This is a genomic window from Legionella bozemanae (assembly GCF_900450575.1).
Taxonomy (GTDB): Bacteria; Pseudomonadota; Gammaproteobacteria; order Legionellales; family Legionellaceae; genus Legionella; species Legionella bozemanae.
On sequence record NZ_UGGY01000001.1, the window covers coordinates 3,577,443 to 3,597,367 of the forward strand.

The following is a 19,925-nucleotide window of genomic DNA, read 5'->3' on the forward strand; positions in this document are numbered from 1 at the left end:
GTTGCCTTTTTTAGAATACTCAAGCCAGATTTTGAATTATCAAGAAGCGATTTTTGCTTTTCTATAATGTTGTTGATTTGTATAGAGAGAAAGTTCGCCTCAAACTTCTTGCAGCTTGTTGGATTAGCTTTAATGAGCTATGATGCATTGTTGGATAATAACCATATAGTGGTAAACCAAGATCTAAAAAATAAGGATATCAATGATGAATAGACCCATACTTCTCATCCTTTTATTCGCTTCTCAATCACTTCACGCAATTACCTGCTCGTTCGATGCAAACAAACAATGCAACTTAGTTAGAAATATTCTTACTGATAAAAATGAAGAAGGATTAAATTTCTTTTCAGCTACAAATTATGATCATCGAAAGTCAGGGGAGATTAACGTTTACGATACAACTTTGGTTACATCATATTGCGATAAAACGAATGAACCTGGCCAACTTAAATTAAGCGCAATTAAGGTAAACAGTAACTACTGGCTATCTGGTGAAATTATGACGCGTAGAAACCTTGATGCGCCACCTTATAATGCCCCAATGAGTTCCACCGTTTGGGATACGAGCACATTAAGTCATGGTTATCTCGAAGTGACTGCAAAATTACCAAAGTGTGAAACAAGTGATGACGGCTCCTGCGAAACAAAAACAAATCCTACTAATTATAACAGTGGGTTATGGCCTGCTATTTGGCTCCTGCCTACCGATGATAGCCAATGGCCAAATAATGGTGAAATTGACATTATGGAGGCTTATCCCAAAAATACGGACTTTAATGTTAGCACTGCGGCCTTACATTTTAACGGTAACGATCCAAGCTGTACGGGCGGAGATTGCAAAGGGCCAGGATATCGATTAGTCACAAAAACTGATTCTGAAAGATTATATAATAATTTTCATAAATGGGGGTTTGAATGGGAAAAAGACCCACAAAGTACAAAGAATGGATATATTATTACGGGATATTTTGATAACAAAAAAATTTGGGGGCCTCTTAAAACAGACAGCTTACCAGCAGATGGAGCAAATGCTTTAAGTAGGGGATTTAATAATCCTGAAGGCGGCTATTATTTAATTGTAAACTTAGCAGTCGGTGGCCCCTATGCCGGCGCACCTAATCCGCACATGAAAAGTGCAAGTATGTTAGTGCAGAGCATCAAAAGTTATAAAGTAATAAATCCCACGGCATGTAAAGCACCCATTAATATTTTATCCAGTTATACACAGGATAAGAAAAGCATTACTTTAAAGTGGGAAAAACCAGAAGGTGGTTTGCCAATTGATGAATATCAAGTAAGAAATTGGGTTCAACAAATTCTTTGGAAGGGTGAAAAACTAACCTGGACGGAAACTACCTTGCCCGGTAAATCAGGAAAATACACCTATTACTTAAATTCACAATGTGGCGATAAAATCTCAGACTTGGTGAAACATGAGGTTATCATTCCTTAGCGTCTAATGTCGCTAAATGTCCTTCATTTTAGCGACATTTTGGGAGTACTCAAGATAATCTCTTCTCTTTTCAACCACAAATTTGGAGTGAAGAGGGTAGCTGGAGCACTCTTGCTGAAACGTACCCCCATGAAAACGGGTGCATTCTGCCAATTTTACCCCAGAGTTATTGGCTAAATCCGAAGCTACTGCTTGAAGTCGTTTCTTTAAGATCAGCGGCCAAGTGTTGTTTGTTATAAGCTTCAATAATTAGCTTGGCACATTGACGTAAATTATCATTTTCAGCTGAACCAGTAAAAAATACGAAAGCACCACCAAATTGACTACTAGGAATACTGCGGGTCATCATCATTCCTGCTGCGGCAGAGCTGCAACGTTTACTAACATCGGCGCCATGCTCTAATAGTAGTTGGATAACTGAGGGATGTTGTCTTTGAAGTGCTAGCTCAATAGGAGAAATACCATCCTCATTAGTCACTGAAATTGTACTCGCGTCTGTCATAACAATTAAGCGTACGATATCTAAAAGTTTTTCAGTCGGTGCATTACCTATGGCACGAAATAATGGAGTTTCTCCATATTTGTCTTTTTCTGCAAGTTTGATGCCTTCACAACGCACTAATTTCTTCAATACTTCATGATGTCCTTTAGCTGCTGCAATATGTGCGGCAGTCAAATTTTCAGATACTTTGATATTAGGGTTTACCTTTTTTTCGAATAGCAAATAATCTACTGTTTTAACATAGTTATTTGCAGCTGCAAGGTAGAGAATTGTGTTGAATTCTCCATCTGGCACATCGAAATTAATTTCATCTGGTAGAGATTTTAGGCTTTTTAATAGTTCTGCATCTGATTTAAATATTAACCCTCTTGATGTGGGCTTGGTAATAACCTCTAAATGTTTCGGATTTGAACTAGGACTAAATTTCATAAAATAATTCCCCATACTAAAATATACACACTAATATACAAAAATATGAGTAAGATACAAGCCTTGTTGTTTGCAACCAGCAGGATAGCAAGCGTGCGTATCAGGTTGGGCCATTCAGCAAATAGCTTAATCAAGGAATGTGTAGCATAGGATTAATAAGCTGCTGAATTTGGAATTATAATTAACTATAAAATAAATTAAGAAAAACAGATAATCGGCGATACATTTCGTCCATATAGATCAATATATAATATTGGACATAATTGCCGGTATGATGCAATTATCAATTTTTATCGGAATAACATCTAAATGCCCCCGGCGCCTTTTACAGGAAACCTTCATTTACAGCATGATGATTAAATGTTAATTTTTAAAATCCAAACTATTGAGGGATCCAATATGAAAATGAAAACAATTGTTCTATCATCACTAGCTTTAGTATGTTCCGTTGCTTTTGCAGACTCGACCCAACCAAAGGTAAGTATTCAACAAGCACTTTCTACCGCTGAGCAAGCAGGATATACCAATATCCGAAAGATTGAATTTGAACATGGTCAATGGGAAGTTAAAGGACGAGATGCCCAAGGTAAAAAATTTGAGATAAAAATCGATGCAACAACCGGTACGCTTTCTAAAGAAGATAATGATTAATTAACGGCTAATACTGAATAAGCTACTCGCATCAGGTCTAATGATGCGAGGCTTATATATGGGATTGTTTTTTATCATTGCAAATATTCTAAGAACAGCAACAACTATTATTTCAATGCCGCCGCATATCCAGCCAAACTGGCAATAAAACAAAAAAATTTATATTGTAATTTTTTATTTTTAAATCAGTCAATTTATTCTTTTATTGATTTCTCTCGTGAGGGCTTCAAACCTTTTATTCGCCTGAAAGTCAGGTTTTCTCTCGCCTTTGGATGACTATAAGAAATACTTTACCCCTTAAAATAGCACCCCCTCAAAATTAGAGTTTCTCGGTGACAGTATCACCTAAAGGAAAAACTTTCGGACAACAACAGTTAGAGTCAATTACTGGCACAATGAATTCAATACGTTGTGACACGTTCCAGCTGAACGCACCCTCAGCATGCACTCAAGTTATTTTGTTAAATCATCCTGTTGGTAAATTTTTAACCACAATTCTATACTTTAAGAATAGGCTGAATCAAAAATGGGGATCTGTCATGCATTCCAAATATGATAAACTCATTTACATCAATTTGACCCAAGATCAAATAACGGCAAATATTGATACGCTTATAATTCACGAAAGCCCGGCAATACTCGTGAAAATACCAGATGGAAGTGACCTTAAAGCTTTGGAGAACCCTGATTTCTTTCCTAAACCGATTACAAACCGTACCAAAATATATTTTGCGGCTCATGGAAGAGAAGAGTTAGACGATATGGTCCTTGATAGACAAACAGGCACCCCAAAGATATACGATTTAGATGATATCGCCGCCTATTTTGGAAAATTACTCACAAATCCAGATTTCAAAAATCCTAATGTAATACCTCGATTGACACTGGTGATGAGTGTATGTGAGGGATTAAATTTTGCCAAAAACCTACAAAAAAAATTATTTAATGACTATGGACTATTTATTGATGTAATTGCCAATAAAAATGTATTACATGAGCAATTTGAAAAGCCTAGGTATGAAAATACAGCATATCTTACTCACAGAGAAACATCCATCAAAGGAGTAGGTAGAGAGCACAAGCGGCCACATAGTAAAGTGTTATTAACTATTAATACGGATGGTTCGCAACAAGAAATTGATGCCTATCAATTAAAGTGGATAGAAAATGTCCTCAATACAGTTCATCAGCAAATAGCAACTTTTAGCAAATGGGCTGATTTTGAAAAACCAGAGAATATCCGTATATTAGAAGGACTCAATGCCTTTTGTAAGGACGTTGATGCCGTTATCTCGTTATCCATCAATCAAGATATTAATTTGACTGCCAATAACCTCTTAGCATTGCTGCAAAGTTGTCAAAAAACCTCTGCAGATCCGCTGTATCAACAAGCAATGAACTATGAAATGTTTCAAATCGTGACAAAAAACCTCATTAATGAAGGGATAAAATATATTAATCCGAACATGGAGATGCAAGATTATTCTCATGCTCTTGAAGACATTGAATCACAGAAGAACAAGATGATTCGAGATGAAGTTGCTCCCAATATATTTCAGGCAAAAAAAGCCATTTTTTCTGCATTACTTGCTGAGGCTTCAGAATATGGTATAGAGTCGGTCTTGGAACGACTCGAAAAAGCAAAGGAAGAAGTGTCCCAGGGGATGAATCCCTTTTAACATCGAGGAAACAAGCAATGATATGGACTCATCAAATTACTGCTCTCGAAAATTCATGTCATATGGTCAGATAATTGTGTTACTTTTTCCTCTGGAACTCCCTCAAGAAATCTCATTCGTACATCATTAACCCATATATAATTTCCATATACTCGCCCCTGCCTTTCCAAATGGATATGACTAGTAATTTCATTATTGGGAGCGATTGCCCAATAGTTGCGGCAATATTTACCAAGACATCTAATGAAAATCGAGAGATACGACCAACATATCAGACCGATAGATAATAATTCGCATGTTAAGGTGAGGTGGTGGTAACATGACAAAGGTACCAATTTGCTTGCCGGATATCAGACGATGAATATATCAAAAGGCAGATCCTGAAAAACAACACCGCTTTTGGGAATCTTTGTTCATATAATAAAGATAGAAACTCTCAAAGAAGCATACCAAATAGTTACCCGGAACGGTGGAACACAAGAAGATGATAATCAAAGCTTTGAGGATATGGATCTCTCTAATGATTTCTAAAAGGATCGATCATATGAAACATTATTATATAATACTGATTTCATCCTACCTGCTTTTATCTTGCCATAATAGTGGCAGTAGCCCCAATACCGACGCAGCAGAAGCACAGAAATTTATTGATAACTACACCAAACAGTATGTGAAGCTCTATGCAAGTGCTAAAAATGCACGATGGCAATCAAATATTGAGATAAAGCCGAATGATTTTACTAATGCGATGATTGCGCAGAAAGCGGATAAAGATCTCGCTGTATTTATCGGTAGTAAAGAGAACATTCAGAGCGCCCGCAAATACCTCAACCCAAAATATAAGCTAACAAAGATGCAAGTAAAGCAATTAGAGCTAATTCTCTATTCTGCTGCTAATAGCCCTCAAGAGGTAGCTGACCTTGTAGAAAAAAGAATAAAAGCTGAGGTTGAGCAAATATATAAGCTGTATGGATATCAATATATACTGGATGGCAAGAAGATAGATGTTAATAACATAGACTATATTCTTAAAAAAGAATCCAACCTCAATAAACGTCTGTCAGCATGGGAAGCAAGTAAACAAGTAGGACCTACTCTCAAAACGGGGCTTATCAATTTACGCAACTTAAGAAATCAAACCGTACAGGCGCTAGGGTACCCTGATTTTTTCACATATCAGGTAAGCAGCTACCATATGAGCACTGATGAGATGATGCAGACCATGGAACGTTTCATGAGGGAGCTTTATCCTCTATACCGTGAGCTGCATACCTGGGTGCGTTATGAACTAGCCAAGAGATATGGTGTAAACACTGTACCTGAATATCTGCCTGCACACTGGCTACCAAACCGCTGGGGGCAGGACTGGAGTTCTATACTGAAGGTAAAAAGCATTCATATTGATGGTATCCTTAAAAACAAATCCCCTAATTGGATTATGAAGTCAGCAGAGAATTTGTATGTAAGCCTTGGTTATCCCAAACTACCGGCAACGTTTTGGAAAAAGTCAAATCTTTATCCCTATCCTCCCAATTCATCCATTAAAAAGAATAACCACGCATCTGCCTGGCATATCGACCTTGATCAAGACATACGCATCATAATGAGTTTGGAGTCTAATGCTAAGTCGTTCAGGACCTCTCACCATGAATTAGGTCATATCTATTACTACCTCACTTATACTAACAAAGATGTGCCGCCACTGTTACGTAAAGGCGCTAACCGTGCCTTTCATGAAGCTATTGGCACCATGATGGGACTTGCTGCGAGGAAGAAGCCTTATCTGGTGGAGCGCGGCCTGATCGATACGTCCATAGAAATAGATAATATGCATACTCTTCTTAAAGAAGCACTCAACTCTGTAGTGTTTATTTTTTTCTCCGCGGGCACGATGAGCCATTTTGAAAAAGCCATGTATGTTGATAACTTATCTCCTGACCAATTCAACGCAAAATGGTGGGAGCTGGTTAAGAAATACCAAGGAATTGAGCCGCCATTTATTAGAGGTGAAGAATATTGCGATGCAGCTACTAAAACACACATCAACAACGATCCTGCCCAATACTATGATTATGCATTGTCTTATGCCCTTTTATATCAGCTGCACAACCATATAGCCAAAAATATACTGCACCAAGACCCTCATGCTACCAACTACTTTGGCCAGAAAGCTATAGGAGACTTTCTAATGCATATTATGCGCCATGGAGCTTCCAAAGACTGGAGGCAAATACTCAAAGAATCAACCGGTGATGAGCTGAGTGCCAAAGCAATGTTAGAGTACTTTCAACCACTAGTTGACTGGCTGCATGAACAGAATAAAGGAAGGAACTATAGCCTTCCGGAAATTATGGAATAAATTTTTTGGGTTATCTCCGCCACGGTAAGCGTAGGTTAACTAAAAAGTACATGAATGTGCCGATGATTCAACGTCGTGCTTACGGATTAGAAATTTTGAAAATTACAGATTAAGGGTTAAGGTTTTGTGTTCTTGGTTAGTGTTATTCAATCCACTAATTTGTATACTGCAAGCCCGTATATCATTAACAAAGCAAAAATAGATTGATGATCAAATTAAGTCAGGGACACTTAGAGCAGTCAAATAATACAAAATAGTGCCGTTTTGGTACCGCGATATGATGATTAACTTATCAATGAGTTAATTGGCTTGGTGGCTAGAATCGAACCCGCTACCATGAACGCATGTGCGATATTATCTTTTTCAGGCTTTGGGAGAACATTTAAAGCATAATTAGTCCCAGATTTTTCGATCCTTTCACTTCTTACATCAGATGTATTTAGGCTCACAACACAATCGTTTGGAGATTTTTGCGATTTTGAGGGGTCATGATTTTTTAGAAAAGTTCTATTAACTGAAGGTTCGCAATTTCTATCATTACAAGCGCTTGCACTAAGACTTACAATATTATTCTCAATCTTATAGCCACCATCACTTTCCCGGACATTTTGATAAAGTAATTCATTATTTGTGGCTCATATTAAGAATTTTCAAAACTAATCAGTTCTTTTGAAGTTACCTAAATAACCCACTATCCGGTTTTCTATTCTCTCAAAATTGTCCTATATTTAAACAATTAAATCCTTTCTTTGGTTCTATACAAATGCCAACTCGTAATAAAAATGAAATCCTGTTGCAAAACGATCGCTACAAAGTTTCAATCATCGCAGTTGAAAAGAAAATTAAGGCAATAGCTATTGATTTTGGGGGTAAAGAAGACGATTTCTCTCCCGTTTTATTTGATCAGTACTTTGCTGAAAAATTAAATGAAATCCAAGAAATCTATCAATCGCTTAATTCACTTAAAAAGGCTCATGAAGACTTGCTCCTGGAGGCAACATACAGGCCGGCAAAAATAAAAACCGGAAAAGTGAAAAAGCATATTCAAAATCAAATTGATATGATTAATAACATGGAAAAAGTTGTTGATACTAAATTACTTGAAATAATCAATTTATATGAGGATAAGAGCCACCTACTATTCAAGCAACCAGCCTATCAAGAACAGATTGCCAATATTATCAATTCATTAGAGAAGATCAGGGATTTCTGCAAGAATAATAGTAGCAACACTCTTCTTTCAGAAAAACTGACCCATGTATGGCGTTCTAGTAAACAGAGTCAGGTTACCAGTCAGCAAATTAATATTCACGCCTCTATAGTTGATGCACTGAGTAGAGAACTCAGACAGTTACAAAATATCAATATGCATCTTCAGAACAAAGTAAGCGACCTTGAAGCAAAATTGAGAGAACCTTCTAAACAGTCAGGAACTATACAAGCTACACGATTTTTTAAAACTGATGAAACTAAGACAAAAAATGTGGGAGAAGAATATAAGGGACCATCCTCTGGGGAAAGTTCTAATGTTCCCAAATAGTTAAACCTGAAAAAAGTAGGTCAATCTACAATGAGCCTTTATTACGTTGCTTTTTTTAGTTTAAATTATTGGACATTGCTCCACCAGATTAAATGAATGTAATTCACATGAGTGGCAAAAATCCGATTCATTGCGACTGCGGGAATCGAACCCGCTCACAAATCTTTAGCAAACTCCTTCCATGACAACTAAAGACCAAGAAAGACCAGATAGAGAAGGGTTAACCTTTGATAAGGAAATTTTAACTGAATTGTACTCCATGGTCACTGATTGTCAGCAAATGGTGCCGCTATGGTGCCGTTTTTTCAGATCATGCTTTATATTCCATATAAACCTCTTTGCTCTATGATCGCTGCAATACTTAGCAGCGTATCTAAAAAATCGAGAAATCAGTCCAAGTACCATATAACGCTATTATTCCCTCTTTATTGATATTTAATAGTAGGAATTACTTCCAGCATAAACTAACGACATTAGCATAAGATAAATGGCTAACCTAACAATGAATTCCTGTTCTTTCAAAATCACTCATAATACTCCGAATGAAAAAATTATATCAATATAGTAGATTGGGGGTCTAAGGGGCGTATCTCATCTAAAGATCTGAGCTCAATCGAATATTTCCTTACCAATTCAATTTTGGCAGAGTAGCATGTTGCTTCTATACTATCATTTGGTGCCAATAAGTATACTTTGTCAATGTAGTGCACACCATCTGTTAAGATTAAAGGGAAGTCACGCCACATTACATCCTCTGCGCTTAATGCAATTTTTAAATCGTCCCCAAAAAATCGTTGCATCCCCAATACCATTGCATATCGATATTCCTTTTCTGCAGCATAACATAGACCTTTTCCATTAGAATCACGTTTATGAAAAGTATTGCATAATGTTCGCATACCTAATCCATATCGATGAGGATCGGTCATTTTTTCCCAAAGCTCATGTTCAATACCAAAAGCTTCAGGGTAATAGGTAATAGCGCTATCATATGGGAGAAAAACAATATGAGGGAAATGATTGCCTAGTAGCTTTCTGCTGATTTCGATGGTTTGATTAAATATTTTTCTTACTTTCCCAACAGTTGAAGTAATAACACAAACGTTATTTTTATTCTGTGCAAATGAGCTTTCTTTAAATGAGTCCCAAGGATCATCGTTTCCATCCCATATAGACCAGCAGGAAACAAGAGCATCATTACATGTAGTATCACTTCCAACAATACCATTACCTAAATTGATAGCGGTAGAACTTTCTTGGGAATCACCCGCATTTGTTTCCATAGTTTGATAATGACTCAATAGTCCATAATGAAAAGTGCAATTTATTTCAGTGTGCTCCATAGTACCAACAGACTTTTCAGCCCCATATCTATCTAAAAATCGAATCAGTTTAGTATCATCTGCAATAACGACATTTTGAAACGGCATGATTATACCAGTGCCCATAGAACCTAATCCTCTTTGTTTTTAGTTAAAAGCAGTGAATGATTATAACTTTAGCCATAGAGTAAAACCATTCATGTAGCAATTTTCCATAATGGACAGATGTGCAAGATGATTAATCTTGGCTCATAATTTTAGCTTTCTATTAGGGTGAATTAAATAAAACTGTTTTAGAGATCCGTTTTTATTTTGGCAAGCGAAAAGTTTTGCTAAAACAACAATGTCTGTGGTTTGATTATATTAATACCTTTATTCTATATTCTAGAATTTAGAATAAGGAATAGTTTAAATCGAGTTAACACTTTTAAAATACGAAACTAAGTTATATGATGCCTTCATTTATCCTGACTAATCACATTATGACGCAACTTCCTAATACAGGATTTCTAAGACTTAAACAAATCATCGGCGACAATAAAGCAAATCCCCCTATTCCGGCATTAATTCCTATAAGTAAATCAACATGGTGGGCTGGCATTAAATCAGGACGCTTTCCACAACCTGTAAAGCTTGGGCCGAGAACTACTGCCTGGAGAGTTGAAGATATTAAAGAATTTATCATTAATTTTGATAAGAAAAAGTAAATATTAGACCCGATTATGTATTTGTAAATTTTATTAAAAAAGTTAAATTATATTAAACGCTTGCTTAATTTTTAATGGTGTAGCCGTTGTCTAGTGTCTTTAATATTGTTCTGGATATTTTCATCTGATTGTAGGGATAAAATTCCCTCTGCAACTCTTTTAATTAATTCTTCTTTATAGTAGTAATTTATCCGTTCATGTAAAGTATTTGTCTAAACTGTAGCCATAATTTTTTTTGTACTACTATTAATAGTAAATCTTCCTAAAAATATTAAAGACCTATTATTAAATGAACTCCGAAATACAAAAAACAAGAAAAAATCATTATGTGCCCGTGTGGTATCAAAAAGGTTTTTTGTCACATTCCTCAAGCAAACTAGTGTATTTAGATCTGTATCCCGAACAAAAAGTACTGCCAGACGGTAAAATAATCTCTATGAAAAATACGCATTATTTTTCACCTCAACAGTGCTTTTATGAATATGATTTATATACTACTTTTTTCGGTAGTTGCATTAATGATGATATTGAGAGGTTACTCTTTGGAGAAATAGATCGCATAGGAGCACCTGCTGTCAGGGCTTACACTATAAATGATTGTCATGGGTGGCATAAAAATTTTAAAAATTTTTTTAAATTTATTGACGCACTAAAGACTAGGACCCCTAAAGGTTTAGACTGGATAAAGAATCACTATTCTGGTCTCAAACAAGAACAGTTAATGAAAGAAATGCAATCTATACATAATTTACATTGTGTTATATGGACAGAGGGAGTAAGAGAGATAGTTTCAGCAAAAAATTCCAATATAAAATTCATCTTATCTGATCATCCAGTAACTGTGTATAATCCTGCTTGTCTCCCAAATGATGAAAAGTGTAAATACCCAAATGATCCTTCAATCTTATTAAAAGGTTCACAAACGATTTTTCCTTTAAATGAAAATCACTGCTTAATACTCACAAATCTTGAATATGCTAATAACCATGAAGATGACCCTTTAGAAAAAAGAACAAACCCTCAATTTCTAAGAGAAACACTAGTGAGTACAATTGATTTTATTTGGTCTAGAGAATTGAATGAAGTAGAAGTTTCGGAAATAAACTACATTCTAAAAAAAGGAGCAAAAAAATATATAGCATCTTCAAACGAGGATTGGTTACATCCTGAAAAAATAGTCTCATCTACATGGTGTTCTTTGAAAAAAACATTGCTACCACCGGAAAACGAGCTAAATAGATTTAATAGCGAAATTATAATTGGTGGATTCAAAGATGGATCTACATATAGTCAGGACGTATTTGGTAGGAAAATTCCAGAAAATAAATATTTGAAAAAAGTAATTGTAGAAAGTGAGCTGAAAAGAAATGATTTATGCGGATGTGGCAGTGGTAAAAGATATAAAAATTGCTGTAAAGATATTCCAAAAGGAAAAAGAAAAACTTGGAAAGAATTAAGTATTAGGGAAAGAAATATCGTGTTATATGATGGCATACGCCAGATTTTAAAGCTTGATAAAGACTCTAGTTGGGATGATATTAGACAAAGATTATCAGATAATAAAATAGTTGAAATTTACAGTCTTTATGGAAGTCTTTGGCCTAGTAATACCGATATATTTGGTTTATTGCCTCAACCTGATAGCAATTTGCGAGCTCTATACACAGGAATGTTAGATCCAAGGAGTACCGGTATTCATATTGTAACAGGATTAGTACCTTATTTTGATGAAATTTTAATACAACATCCCTTTTTGAATCCGGGAATACTAAAGGAGGAAATTAATCCTATAAAAAATCCAAGTCTTTATAGGCAGCAATTATTAAAAGATTTATGGTTAATCTTACATTTACAAATATTTGTTGAAAGTGGAGTTGTTAACTTAGTTCCTGATATAACTGCTTTTAATTTGAAAATTACTAAAGAAATGTATGAAATGGCAAGGCAGAGGAGTGAGAGCGAAATAATAAATGAAAAAGAGGTCGAAAGATTAAAAAATATTGTTCAAGATGACTCACTTATAACTTATTTTTCTCTACCAAAAGAAATACTAGAGCAATCCATCAAAAAAGAGAATCCCAACATTTCATCGGATAAATTAAAAGAACTTGTTGACTATTGTTCCGAATCTAATAGAAGTAACCCTTTTGCTCCCTTACAAGATTCTCCAGAATCTAAAAATTTTCTTGCATATAATATGGTCCCAAATTTCGAAATGTCTTTGTATATTTCTCAGACAACTGGTGCACTTATTATTACAGATAGTGAAAGCAGATGGCAGCAGATAATAAAGTCTCAATACAGAGATTTAGGTATAGCTCGATATCCATGGAACAACCTAAGTGAGCAAATAAATAGTCGAGAATTTACATTAAATTTAAATCCAGAAATTACATATGATTATGGAAAAAGAGAACCTTTTATAAATATAAAAAATACATTTCGTGAAATTTTTAATATTATTAAAAATGATATAGCAATTAATAATACAAAAATGAGAAAACTAAGAGAGGAACTAACTAAAAGTTACCTTCGAACATTGAAAATTGAAGATAAGCACAATAATTTCAAAGCAAAAATATCAATTCTCATGCCAAAGGGAGGATTTACAGATCACAATGTACAACGCTTACTTTTGAAATCAGGCAGTGACAAGCATTTGAAATATGTTCCAATTTCAATATTTATAAATTGCCATGAATGAAATTTTATTTTTTTTATTATAATTTTTTAATAACCACAAGGAAGAAGTTAAAGTCTTGCATGTGCTTTCTGTTGCCAGTTACCAATGTAAGGATTTTCATATCCCTTCTATTAAGGCAATGTGTAAAGCCCATTGTTTTCCCAAGCATTTGGTTTTAATGCTCGAACTCCAGGCGCAAGATTCTCCTGTGGTACTGAGGTAATAGATTATTATTTAAGTGGATAAAGGAAAGACCTAACCCTTAGATTTTTGCTATTATTGTTATAAAAATTGGAGGATTAGATATGGAGATTCTGTTAAGCTCTATTTACGTTGTTTTTGCATGGATTTTCAATCATTTTTTCAAAATATCGATTTTTATTTTTTTATTTATAATATGTTTTGGGATAAATGAAATAGCAAATAGTGCGCGGGAAATGGCCCTCCAGTTAAAAATAATTAAGATTTTACTAAGAAGCAACGATGATGAGGAATAAGGAAAAAACAATCTTCAATTGCATTTCCATGGCTTATATTTAATAAATTTAATTTTGAGATTTTTATATAATTCCTTTAATAAATTAGAGTTTATTTCTTGTAATAATAAATTTTTCAAATGTAAGTATTTGTTTCGGAATAAATTTACAAATTCTATAGAAGGATAGAATACTTCAAAGGTATTTGGAGTAAAAATTAAATTAATTTCTTTCTCACTTATTCCTAAATCTGCAATGTGACTTAGTGAATAAGTATAACTTTTAATATAATCATTCACTGTCTTTAAATCTTCAAGCTCTACTAAAGCATAATTTTTAATAATAGTTTCTTTAATTATTCTACCTTGGTTTTCTTGATGCTTTAAAAATCCTGTGACAGTTTTTTCTACGGCCTCACATAAAAAATCTAATTCTTCTCCTTTTAAGTTCTCAAAAGGTTTAGCTTTTTCTATAAAAGAGGAATTAAAGCCCAACATAATTTCTATATGTAAATTAATAGGAGCATACAAATTATTTATTTTATTAGTAATTAATTGAATTCTTTGTTTTTTATTATTGAGAATAAAATTTAAATAGCCAGATACACCGGCTCCCCCTATTGTGCCTAATGCCCCACTTAGTAAAACTGTTGTTAAATCCATTTATTTTCCGCTCTAAGTTACAAAAAATTTTATTTATTCAAAAATAAATTATTTCCCTTGGTCTCGAACAAATTAGTATAGTCTTCATCCTCTCTTAATAAACTTAAAGAATAATCTAATGCACCAAGAATTACTGATTTATTAAAACCGTCCATTCCGGATTTAATCACTAACCCACCAAGCTCAATTTTACGCCGAGTATCTGCTTTTCGTTTTTTTAGTCTTTCTAGAACAATTGATTTTTCATATCTTACAATAACCTGTTGTTGCCTTTTGATTTGATCATGAATTGACATAATTCAGCTCCTTAGCAATCTTGGCAAAGATTAAATCGAGTCGGTTAAGGTCATAGTGATGAAGATTATGTTTATAGGCAAGAGAGCCGATTTCTAGCTTATGCTTTTGTTGCAGTTGATCAAGTTTTATTTTAGCTTTTTCAATTCTATCCGTGAGTACTTCTTCCATTTGCGATAATGTCTTCTTTGACATGATATTCTCCGCAAATTTAGTTCACGCAAAAAGCATAACTGTTACGATCTTTGAAATCAACATCTTCATAATAATCCGAGCGCTGCGAGATCTGACAATCACGCAGAGGTTTTCTCAAGTGCGCAATATACATTCTTTCGAATGTTTGCTAAATTAGAGCTTCGCTGCTAAAAAAATCCTTCATGGAGAAGGTCTTTTCTTTTTTTCAAGCAACCGATGGAGCGCTTTTATTTAAGGTGAATCCATGGCGATTGCTTTCGCACGTGTCTCCATTCATAGCCGCTCGAAAGGCCATAGTGCCGTTGCTGCAATTAGTTATCGTGCAGGTCAGAGATTAGTGGATTCACGCACTGGTATTACTTATGATTTTTCAAATCGTCATGATGTTGTTTATTCCGAAATTCTCTTGCCCGAAGATTGTGATGAAGCCTTTCTCAATCGAGAATATTTATGGAATCAAGTCGAACTTGCAGAAAATCGTATTGATGCCCAAGTGTGTAAGGATGTAGTTTTGGCATTGCCCAAAGAATTGGATTTGGTTCAGCAAGTTGAGCTTGCCCAACGTTTTGCCCAAATTCATTTTGTTATAAATGGATTGCCTGCAGATATTTCCATTCATGACCATGAGGATGGTAACCCACATGCTCATATCCTCATACCAACCCGTCGTTTGGAGAAAGAAGGATTTTCCAAATATAAAGCACGTGATTTGAATCCTGCTTTTGCAAAAGGATTTATTGTGGAACAGGATTATTGGGGAGAACAATGGCGAGAGTTCCAAAATAATTTTTTTAAAGATCACCAGCTTGATATATGTGTTGATTTCAATCATCTGATTCCTGAGCGTCACCATGGAATAATAAAATCAACCGATAATCATTATTTACTTGAAGAAAATGAGTTGATTCAGGAACTCAGAAAAGATCTGGCTAAAAATCACCTAGAGGAACTGCTTAATCATATTTCATCACAACATAGCGTCTTTACACGTGTAGATATTGAGAAACTTCTATTTAAAACGTTGAAAAGTCCTCAAACACCTAACGAATATTTAAGTTTGGTTGAATGCGTTTTAAACCATCGGCATGTTATTAAACTCGGCCTTAATGACGAAGGAAAAGAAGCCTATACCACACGCCACCAATACATTCAGGAAGCACGTCTGCACAATGACGTTGAAAAGATGATGCAGCGTTATAATCATGTATTTAATCAAAAGACAGATAGCCTTTCTTCCCATTACAAATTAAGTGAAGAGCAGCATCAGGCCTTACATTACATTATCCAAAGTTCGGACATCAGCGTTGTCGTAGGTCGCCCTGGCACCGGGAAAAGTTATCTATTAAAGCCTGTGAAAGATTTCTATGAACATCACCAGCATCAGGTAATCGGTGCAGCTTTATCTGGAAAGGTTGCAAAGGCATTGCAAAAAGAAACCGGTATTACCTCGTCCACTATGGCTTCTTTATCTTATCGGCTTATCAATAAACATCTGCAATTAACAGACAAGCACGTCATCGTTGTTGATGAGGCCGGCATGGTTGATTTTGACAACATGGCTTTAGTAATGAAAGAAGCACGAAAAGCAAGAAGTAAAGTCATTTTAGTGGGTGACCCAGACCAGTTAAAACCCATCCATAAAGGTGAAATATTTCGAGGCATTGCTGCTCATACAGGATATATAGAGTTGGAAAACATCAAACGGCAAAATGACTTGGAAGACCGCAAGGCAAGCCTTAATTTGGCTAAAGGAAAGATTGATGAAGCATTGACTCATTACCATAAAAAAGGTGCGATAGATTTTTCTAATACACCTGAGGAAGCTTCCAATAAATTAATTGAGGAATGGCAACAGGATATCAGTAAAAAAACTCTAAAAGACTCGATTATGCTTGCTTTTTCCAGAGCTGCTGTTGCTGATTTAAATGATAAAGCGCATCAGGCATTACTGGATAAAAATGTTTTGGGGAAAGAAGAAATTGTGCGCCAGGGTTATGAGCGAACTCTCTTTATTTCAACAGGAGAGCGTTTACTGTTCCGTCAAAATGATAAAATACTTGGAGTGAGAAATGGAGATTTAGGAACAGTTCAGGCTGTAGATAAAAATAACTTACACGTCAAATTGGATAGTGGTGAAAAAATAAATATCCCAAAAACATATAAAGCCATTGATTATGCTTATGCGCTCACGGTTCATAAATCCCAAGGCATGACAGCGAAACATGTTCGTGTTTTTATAGACAGTAAATTCTGGGATCGAAATTTAAGCTTTGTTGCTATGACACGTCACAAACAAAGCTTAAAACTCTATACGGATACCCAAAAACACCCAAGTTTGAACGATTTAAAACAAACACTTTCCAGAAAAATAACGAAGGATAATGTCATCGACTGGCCACTAGATTTTGCAACTCGCTGTGGATTTGACCCTGACAAATTAATCGGGAAAGTAGTGAATCATCTTGCAGATATAGCTCACGATATTAAAGATAAATACACCTTTGTAATAAACTATGAAGCCAATCAAAAACAGAAATTTAAAAATAATACGTACGACACTTTAGATAAGACCATGCCTGCAAAAGAAATTTCTAGAAATCTATCTTTCTATGAGCAATTTAAGAAAGAATATCCGATCTTGGTTCAGTATGAACAAGCTATTGATAAACGTAAGAAGTCCAACGGCTATTGGGCTGAAAAAGCCGACAAAAAAATTCTCAAAATGGCCAACCAAATAATCGGTAATAAAATCTTATTTGAGAAAATCAAAAATCATTTTCCACATTTATCTAATGATATACTTCACGTCATGACTACCCGAGGTAAGTATTACGTTAAAGAATATTAATACTACGTAAATAAATTAACATTCTAAATTAAGGTAGATCCATCCTAAATTGTAAGGGCTCAGCAAAATTATTCTTCATTAAGTAATTCTCTAGCTCTTTCTGTGATTCTTGTATGTTGAACCTAGTATGGTTATAAAGATAATATAGATGTGCCATTTCAATTTTAAAAAAACGACCATCTCTTAAATTAATTCGACACCATAAAGAATCGGTAGGTCTGTTATCCTTCCAAAAATCTTTTTTAGATTCAAATTGTTGTTCAAATGGTTTACAAATTTGATTAATAAAATCTTCAAAAATACTTATCTCTCTATGTTCGGATTCTATCATTATTTACCCCATATAATTATTTTATTATCATGGTTATTATAGTGGAATATATATGCCTTAATTATATAACTACCTTAAGAAAAGTCTTTTAGAGTTTTATTACTTATCTATGGCCATGCTAGGATCTCATTAAAACTCTTCGCAGGGTAATTCTTTATACCAAACAAACTGCCCAGCCTTAACAGGAGCAAACCCAGTCCGCATAATCAAAGTATTCTCCGCAGGCAATCGCATCACCTCATCCGGTCTGAGCAATGGCACAGCCTGATAACTGTAACTCGTCGATACACTATATCCATGCTTTTGATTACTACTTGATCCTGCATTGACTTTAATCGTGCGTGTACCCATAAGCTTGCTAATGTACTCTGCATCGTGAATATCCTCAGCTGCAAAAGCAATTTTGGTTTTAATGTTAGTAAACGCTTTGGCTTCATCCTGGGTGTATTGTTCATAGGTTTGGGCGATGTATTGCAGCATGAGGACACAACGCACTCTATACTCACGTAAAAGCTTTAGGGATCGTCTAAGCCGTTCGATACGGCCGAGGGATGAAAACTCATCAATGAGACACAACAAAGGATAGGGCTCTTCTTTAACATCAGGTACTTTCCGAATCATAGCGGAGATTAATTGTTGCCAGAACAACGTGAATAAAGGTGCGAGCCGCTCCATATCGTCATCACTAAATCCGATGTAAATCGTTATTTTTTCGCGCCTTAGATTGCGTAAATCAAAATCAGAATCTGAGGTCGCAGCATCAATGCTTGGGTCTTCGAACAATTCAAAATAACCAGTAAGTGTTTCTAGAATGGAGCTTCTTGTTTTTTCATGGTTGTTTAAATAGGAATAAGCATTGCGATAACATTCTGGATCAAGATGGGCTGTTTCTTCTAAAGTTGTCGCCAACCAATCATCAAAATTTTGTTGCTTTATTAACCGGCTGATTTCACCCAATGTAGTCGGGCGTTCTGGTGTGTCTAAAAGATAGAGCAGCACCGCTTTAAACAGTTTACGTGAGGCCAGCTGCCAAATAGGGTCTGATGTTTTACTGTTAGGAATTAGAATATGTGCGATTCGCTGAATATCTGTGATACGCTGTTTTTTATCTCTAGATATCATAGCAAGGGGATTATATCGGTGTGTATTTCCATGTTCATCAGTGGGTGCCCAGCAAAAACATTCATGCCCCAAGACTTGCTCCCGATAGTGCGCTGTAGTTTGATACATAGTGAGTTTCACATCATTGCATACCACTGAATAGGGATATTTCAAAAGGTTAGGAATACCAATACTTCGAGTCTTACCACTTCCGGTAGGAGCAAATACCAAAACATGTTCAAAACCATTAGACCAAAGCGGTACACCGTATTTTTTACCAATTAGAATGGCACCTTCTTCTTGTTTTAGAAACCCTGCCCTATAGGTTTCCAATGCTGTAGCAAAATGTGCATTACCTAAGACTTTATTATCTTGCTTGAAACGGTCTTTATATGTAATTAGGAGAAGTGTGAAAGGAATTAAAAAACCACCGATAAGAGAAACTATTAATGTTTGAAACAGCTCTTCTTCCTCTTGGCTCGACTGAAAGAAGGCCAGCAAGTCATCCAGGGAATTAATAGACTCATCTAGCCAAACACTAAAAATTAGTACGGAAAAAAATAAACTCACAAGACCAAAACCAATAAACCCAATTGCGTAGCCGGACAGGATACGAGATATGCCACCTTTACATAAACCGAAACTAATTAGAAGAGTCATTCCCAAAAGGATTAAAACAGGCAAAATATTCAT

15 protein-coding genes are annotated in these 19,925 nt (G+C 35.3%); 8 read left to right on the forward strand and 7 right to left on the reverse strand.

Features of this window, described 5'->3' with window-relative positions; genetic code table 11:
• The first annotated feature begins 202 nt into the window (after positions 1–202).
• Positions 203–1,453, forward strand: coding sequence for a glycoside hydrolase family 16 protein (locus DY223_RS15815; protein ID WP_082642401.1), 1,251 nt, complete (start codon positions 203–205; stop codon positions 1,451–1,453).
• A 166-nt stretch (positions 1,454–1,619) separates the two neighbouring features.
• On the opposite strand, the gene DY223_RS15820 is transcribed toward DY223_RS15815, so the two are convergent.
• Positions 1,620–2,384, reverse strand: coding sequence for an ankyrin repeat domain-containing protein (locus DY223_RS15820; RefSeq protein ID WP_058458424.1), 765 nt, complete (start codon positions 2,382–2,384; stop codon positions 1,620–1,622).
• Between the two features lie 399 nt (positions 2,385–2,783).
• On the opposite strand from DY223_RS15820, the gene DY223_RS15825 reads away from it, so the two are divergent.
• The 4 genes from DY223_RS15825 to DY223_RS15840 all read left to right on the forward strand — a co-directional run bounded on the left by DY223_RS15825 (position 2,784) and on the right by DY223_RS15840 (position 8,613).
• Positions 2,784–3,035: a PepSY domain-containing protein gene (locus DY223_RS15825; RefSeq protein WP_058458452.1), complete on the forward strand. Its 252-nt coding sequence runs from the start codon at positions 2,784–2,786 to the stop codon at positions 3,033–3,035.
• Positions 3,036–3,574: 539 nt separating this feature from the next.
• On the forward strand, positions 3,575–4,714 hold the full coding sequence (locus DY223_RS15830; RefSeq protein ID WP_058458451.1) for a hypothetical protein: 1,140 nt from the start codon (positions 3,575–3,577) through the stop codon (positions 4,712–4,714).
• A gap of 544 nt (positions 4,715–5,258) precedes the next feature.
• Positions 5,259–7,073 carry a M2 family metallopeptidase gene (locus DY223_RS15835; RefSeq protein ID WP_058458423.1) on the forward strand — a complete coding sequence of 605 codons (1,815 nt, stop codon included), beginning with the start codon at positions 5,259–5,261 and terminating at the stop codon, positions 7,071–7,073.
• 763 nt (positions 7,074–7,836) lie between these two features.
• Positions 7,837–8,613: a hypothetical protein gene (locus DY223_RS15840; protein ID WP_058458422.1), complete on the forward strand. Its 777-nt coding sequence runs from the start codon at positions 7,837–7,839 to the stop codon at positions 8,611–8,613.
• Positions 8,614–9,164: 551 nt separating this feature from the next.
• Here the strand turns inward: DY223_RS15840 and DY223_RS15845 are convergent.
• Positions 9,165–10,061, reverse strand: a complete 897-nt coding sequence (locus DY223_RS15845; protein WP_058458421.1) for a hypothetical protein — start codon at positions 10,059–10,061, stop codon at positions 9,165–9,167.
• Between the two features lie 356 nt (positions 10,062–10,417).
• On the opposite strand from DY223_RS15845, the gene DY223_RS15850 reads away from it, so the two are divergent.
• Both DY223_RS15850 and DY223_RS15855 read left to right on the forward strand, forming a co-directional pair.
• A complete protein-coding gene (locus DY223_RS15850; protein ID WP_058458450.1) occupies positions 10,418–10,642 on the forward strand; it encodes a helix-turn-helix transcriptional regulator in 225 nt (74 codons plus the stop codon).
• A gap of 289 nt (positions 10,643–10,931) precedes the next feature.
• On the forward strand, positions 10,932–13,346 hold the full coding sequence (locus DY223_RS15855; protein ID WP_058458420.1) for a DUF4238 domain-containing protein: 2,415 nt from the start codon (positions 10,932–10,934) through the stop codon (positions 13,344–13,346).
• Positions 13,347–13,836: 490 nt separating this feature from the next.
• Here the strand turns inward: DY223_RS15855 and DY223_RS15865 are convergent, their stop codons facing one another.
• Genes DY223_RS15865 through DY223_RS15875 form a run of 3 tightly spaced genes read right to left on the reverse strand, consistent with a single transcriptional unit; the run spans position 13,837 to position 14,952 of the window.
• Positions 13,837–14,463, reverse strand: coding sequence for a hypothetical protein (locus DY223_RS15865; RefSeq protein ID WP_058458418.1), 627 nt, complete (start codon positions 14,461–14,463; stop codon positions 13,837–13,839).
• A gap of 29 nt (positions 14,464–14,492) precedes the next feature.
• The gene (locus DY223_RS15870; RefSeq protein WP_058458417.1) at positions 14,493–14,759 is read right to left on the reverse strand and encodes a conjugal transfer protein TraD; all 267 of its coding nucleotides are present in this window, start codon (positions 14,757–14,759) and stop codon (positions 14,493–14,495) included.
• Positions 14,746–14,952, reverse strand: a complete 207-nt coding sequence (locus tag DY223_RS15875) for a hypothetical protein (RefSeq protein ID WP_058458416.1) — start codon at positions 14,950–14,952, stop codon at positions 14,746–14,748. The genes DY223_RS15870 and DY223_RS15875 overlap by 14 nt, the downstream gene beginning before the upstream one ends.
• A 244-nt stretch (positions 14,953–15,196) precedes the next feature.
• Here DY223_RS15875 and traA point away from each other — a divergent pair, with 244 nt between their 5' ends.
• Entirely contained in the window at positions 15,197–17,800 is a 2,604-nt protein-coding gene (gene traA / locus DY223_RS15880) for a Ti-type conjugative transfer relaxase TraA (protein WP_058458415.1), read from the forward strand.
• A gap of 28 nt (positions 17,801–17,828) precedes the next feature.
• Here traA and DY223_RS15885 read toward each other — a convergent pair whose 3' ends face one another.
• Positions 17,829–18,131 (reverse strand): hypothetical protein, encoded by a 303-nt coding sequence (locus DY223_RS15885; protein WP_058458414.1) that lies wholly within the window; start codon positions 18,129–18,131, stop codon positions 17,829–17,831.
• A 129-nt stretch (positions 18,132–18,260) separates the two neighbouring features.
• Positions 18,261–19,925: a type IV secretory system conjugative DNA transfer family protein gene (locus tag DY223_RS15890; RefSeq protein WP_058458413.1), complete on the reverse strand. Its 1,665-nt coding sequence runs from the start codon at positions 19,923–19,925 to the stop codon at positions 18,261–18,263.

Bases quoted from the DNA above. Each gene is read 5' to 3' on its own strand.
- DY223_RS15825 (WP_058458452.1), top strand. From the start codon at position 2,784: ATGAAAATGAAAACAATTGTTCTATCATCACTAGCTTTAGTATGTTCC.
- DY223_RS15835 (WP_058458423.1), top strand. From the start codon at position 5,259: ATGAAACATTATTATATAATACTGATTTCATCCTACCTGCTTTTATCT.
- DY223_RS15870 (WP_058458417.1), bottom strand. From the start codon at position 14,759: ATGTCAATTCATGATCAAATCAAAAGGCAACAACAGGTTATTGTAAGA.
- DY223_RS15855 (WP_058458420.1), top strand. From the start codon at position 10,932: ATGAACTCCGAAATACAAAAAACAAGAAAAAATCATTATGTGCCCGTG.
- DY223_RS15850 (WP_058458450.1), top strand. From the start codon at position 10,418: ATGACGCAACTTCCTAATACAGGATTTCTAAGACTTAAACAAATCATC.
- DY223_RS15890 (WP_058458413.1), bottom strand. From the start codon at position 19,925: ATGAATATTTTGCCTGTTTTAATCCTTTTGGGAATGACTCTTCTAATT.
- DY223_RS15815 (WP_082642401.1), top strand. From the start codon at position 203: ATGATGAATAGACCCATACTTCTCATCCTTTTATTCGCTTCTCAATCA.
- DY223_RS15865 (WP_058458418.1), bottom strand. From the start codon at position 14,463: ATGGATTTAACAACAGTTTTACTAAGTGGGGCATTAGGCACAATAGGG.
- traA (WP_058458415.1), top strand. From the start codon at position 15,197: ATGGCGATTGCTTTCGCACGTGTCTCCATTCATAGCCGCTCGAAAGGC.
- DY223_RS15840 (WP_058458422.1), top strand. From the start codon at position 7,837: ATGCCAACTCGTAATAAAAATGAAATCCTGTTGCAAAACGATCGCTAC.
- DY223_RS15875 (WP_058458416.1), bottom strand. From the start codon at position 14,952: ATGTCAAAGAAGACATTATCGCAAATGGAAGAAGTACTCACGGATAGA.
- DY223_RS15885 (WP_058458414.1), bottom strand. From the start codon at position 18,131: ATGATAGAATCCGAACATAGAGAGATAAGTATTTTTGAAGATTTTATT.
- DY223_RS15820 (WP_058458424.1), bottom strand. From the start codon at position 2,384: ATGAAATTTAGTCCTAGTTCAAATCCGAAACATTTAGAGGTTATTACC.
- DY223_RS15845 (WP_058458421.1), bottom strand. From the start codon at position 10,061: ATGGGCACTGGTATAATCATGCCGTTTCAAAATGTCGTTATTGCAGAT.
- DY223_RS15830 (WP_058458451.1), top strand. From the start codon at position 3,575: ATGCATTCCAAATATGATAAACTCATTTACATCAATTTGACCCAAGAT.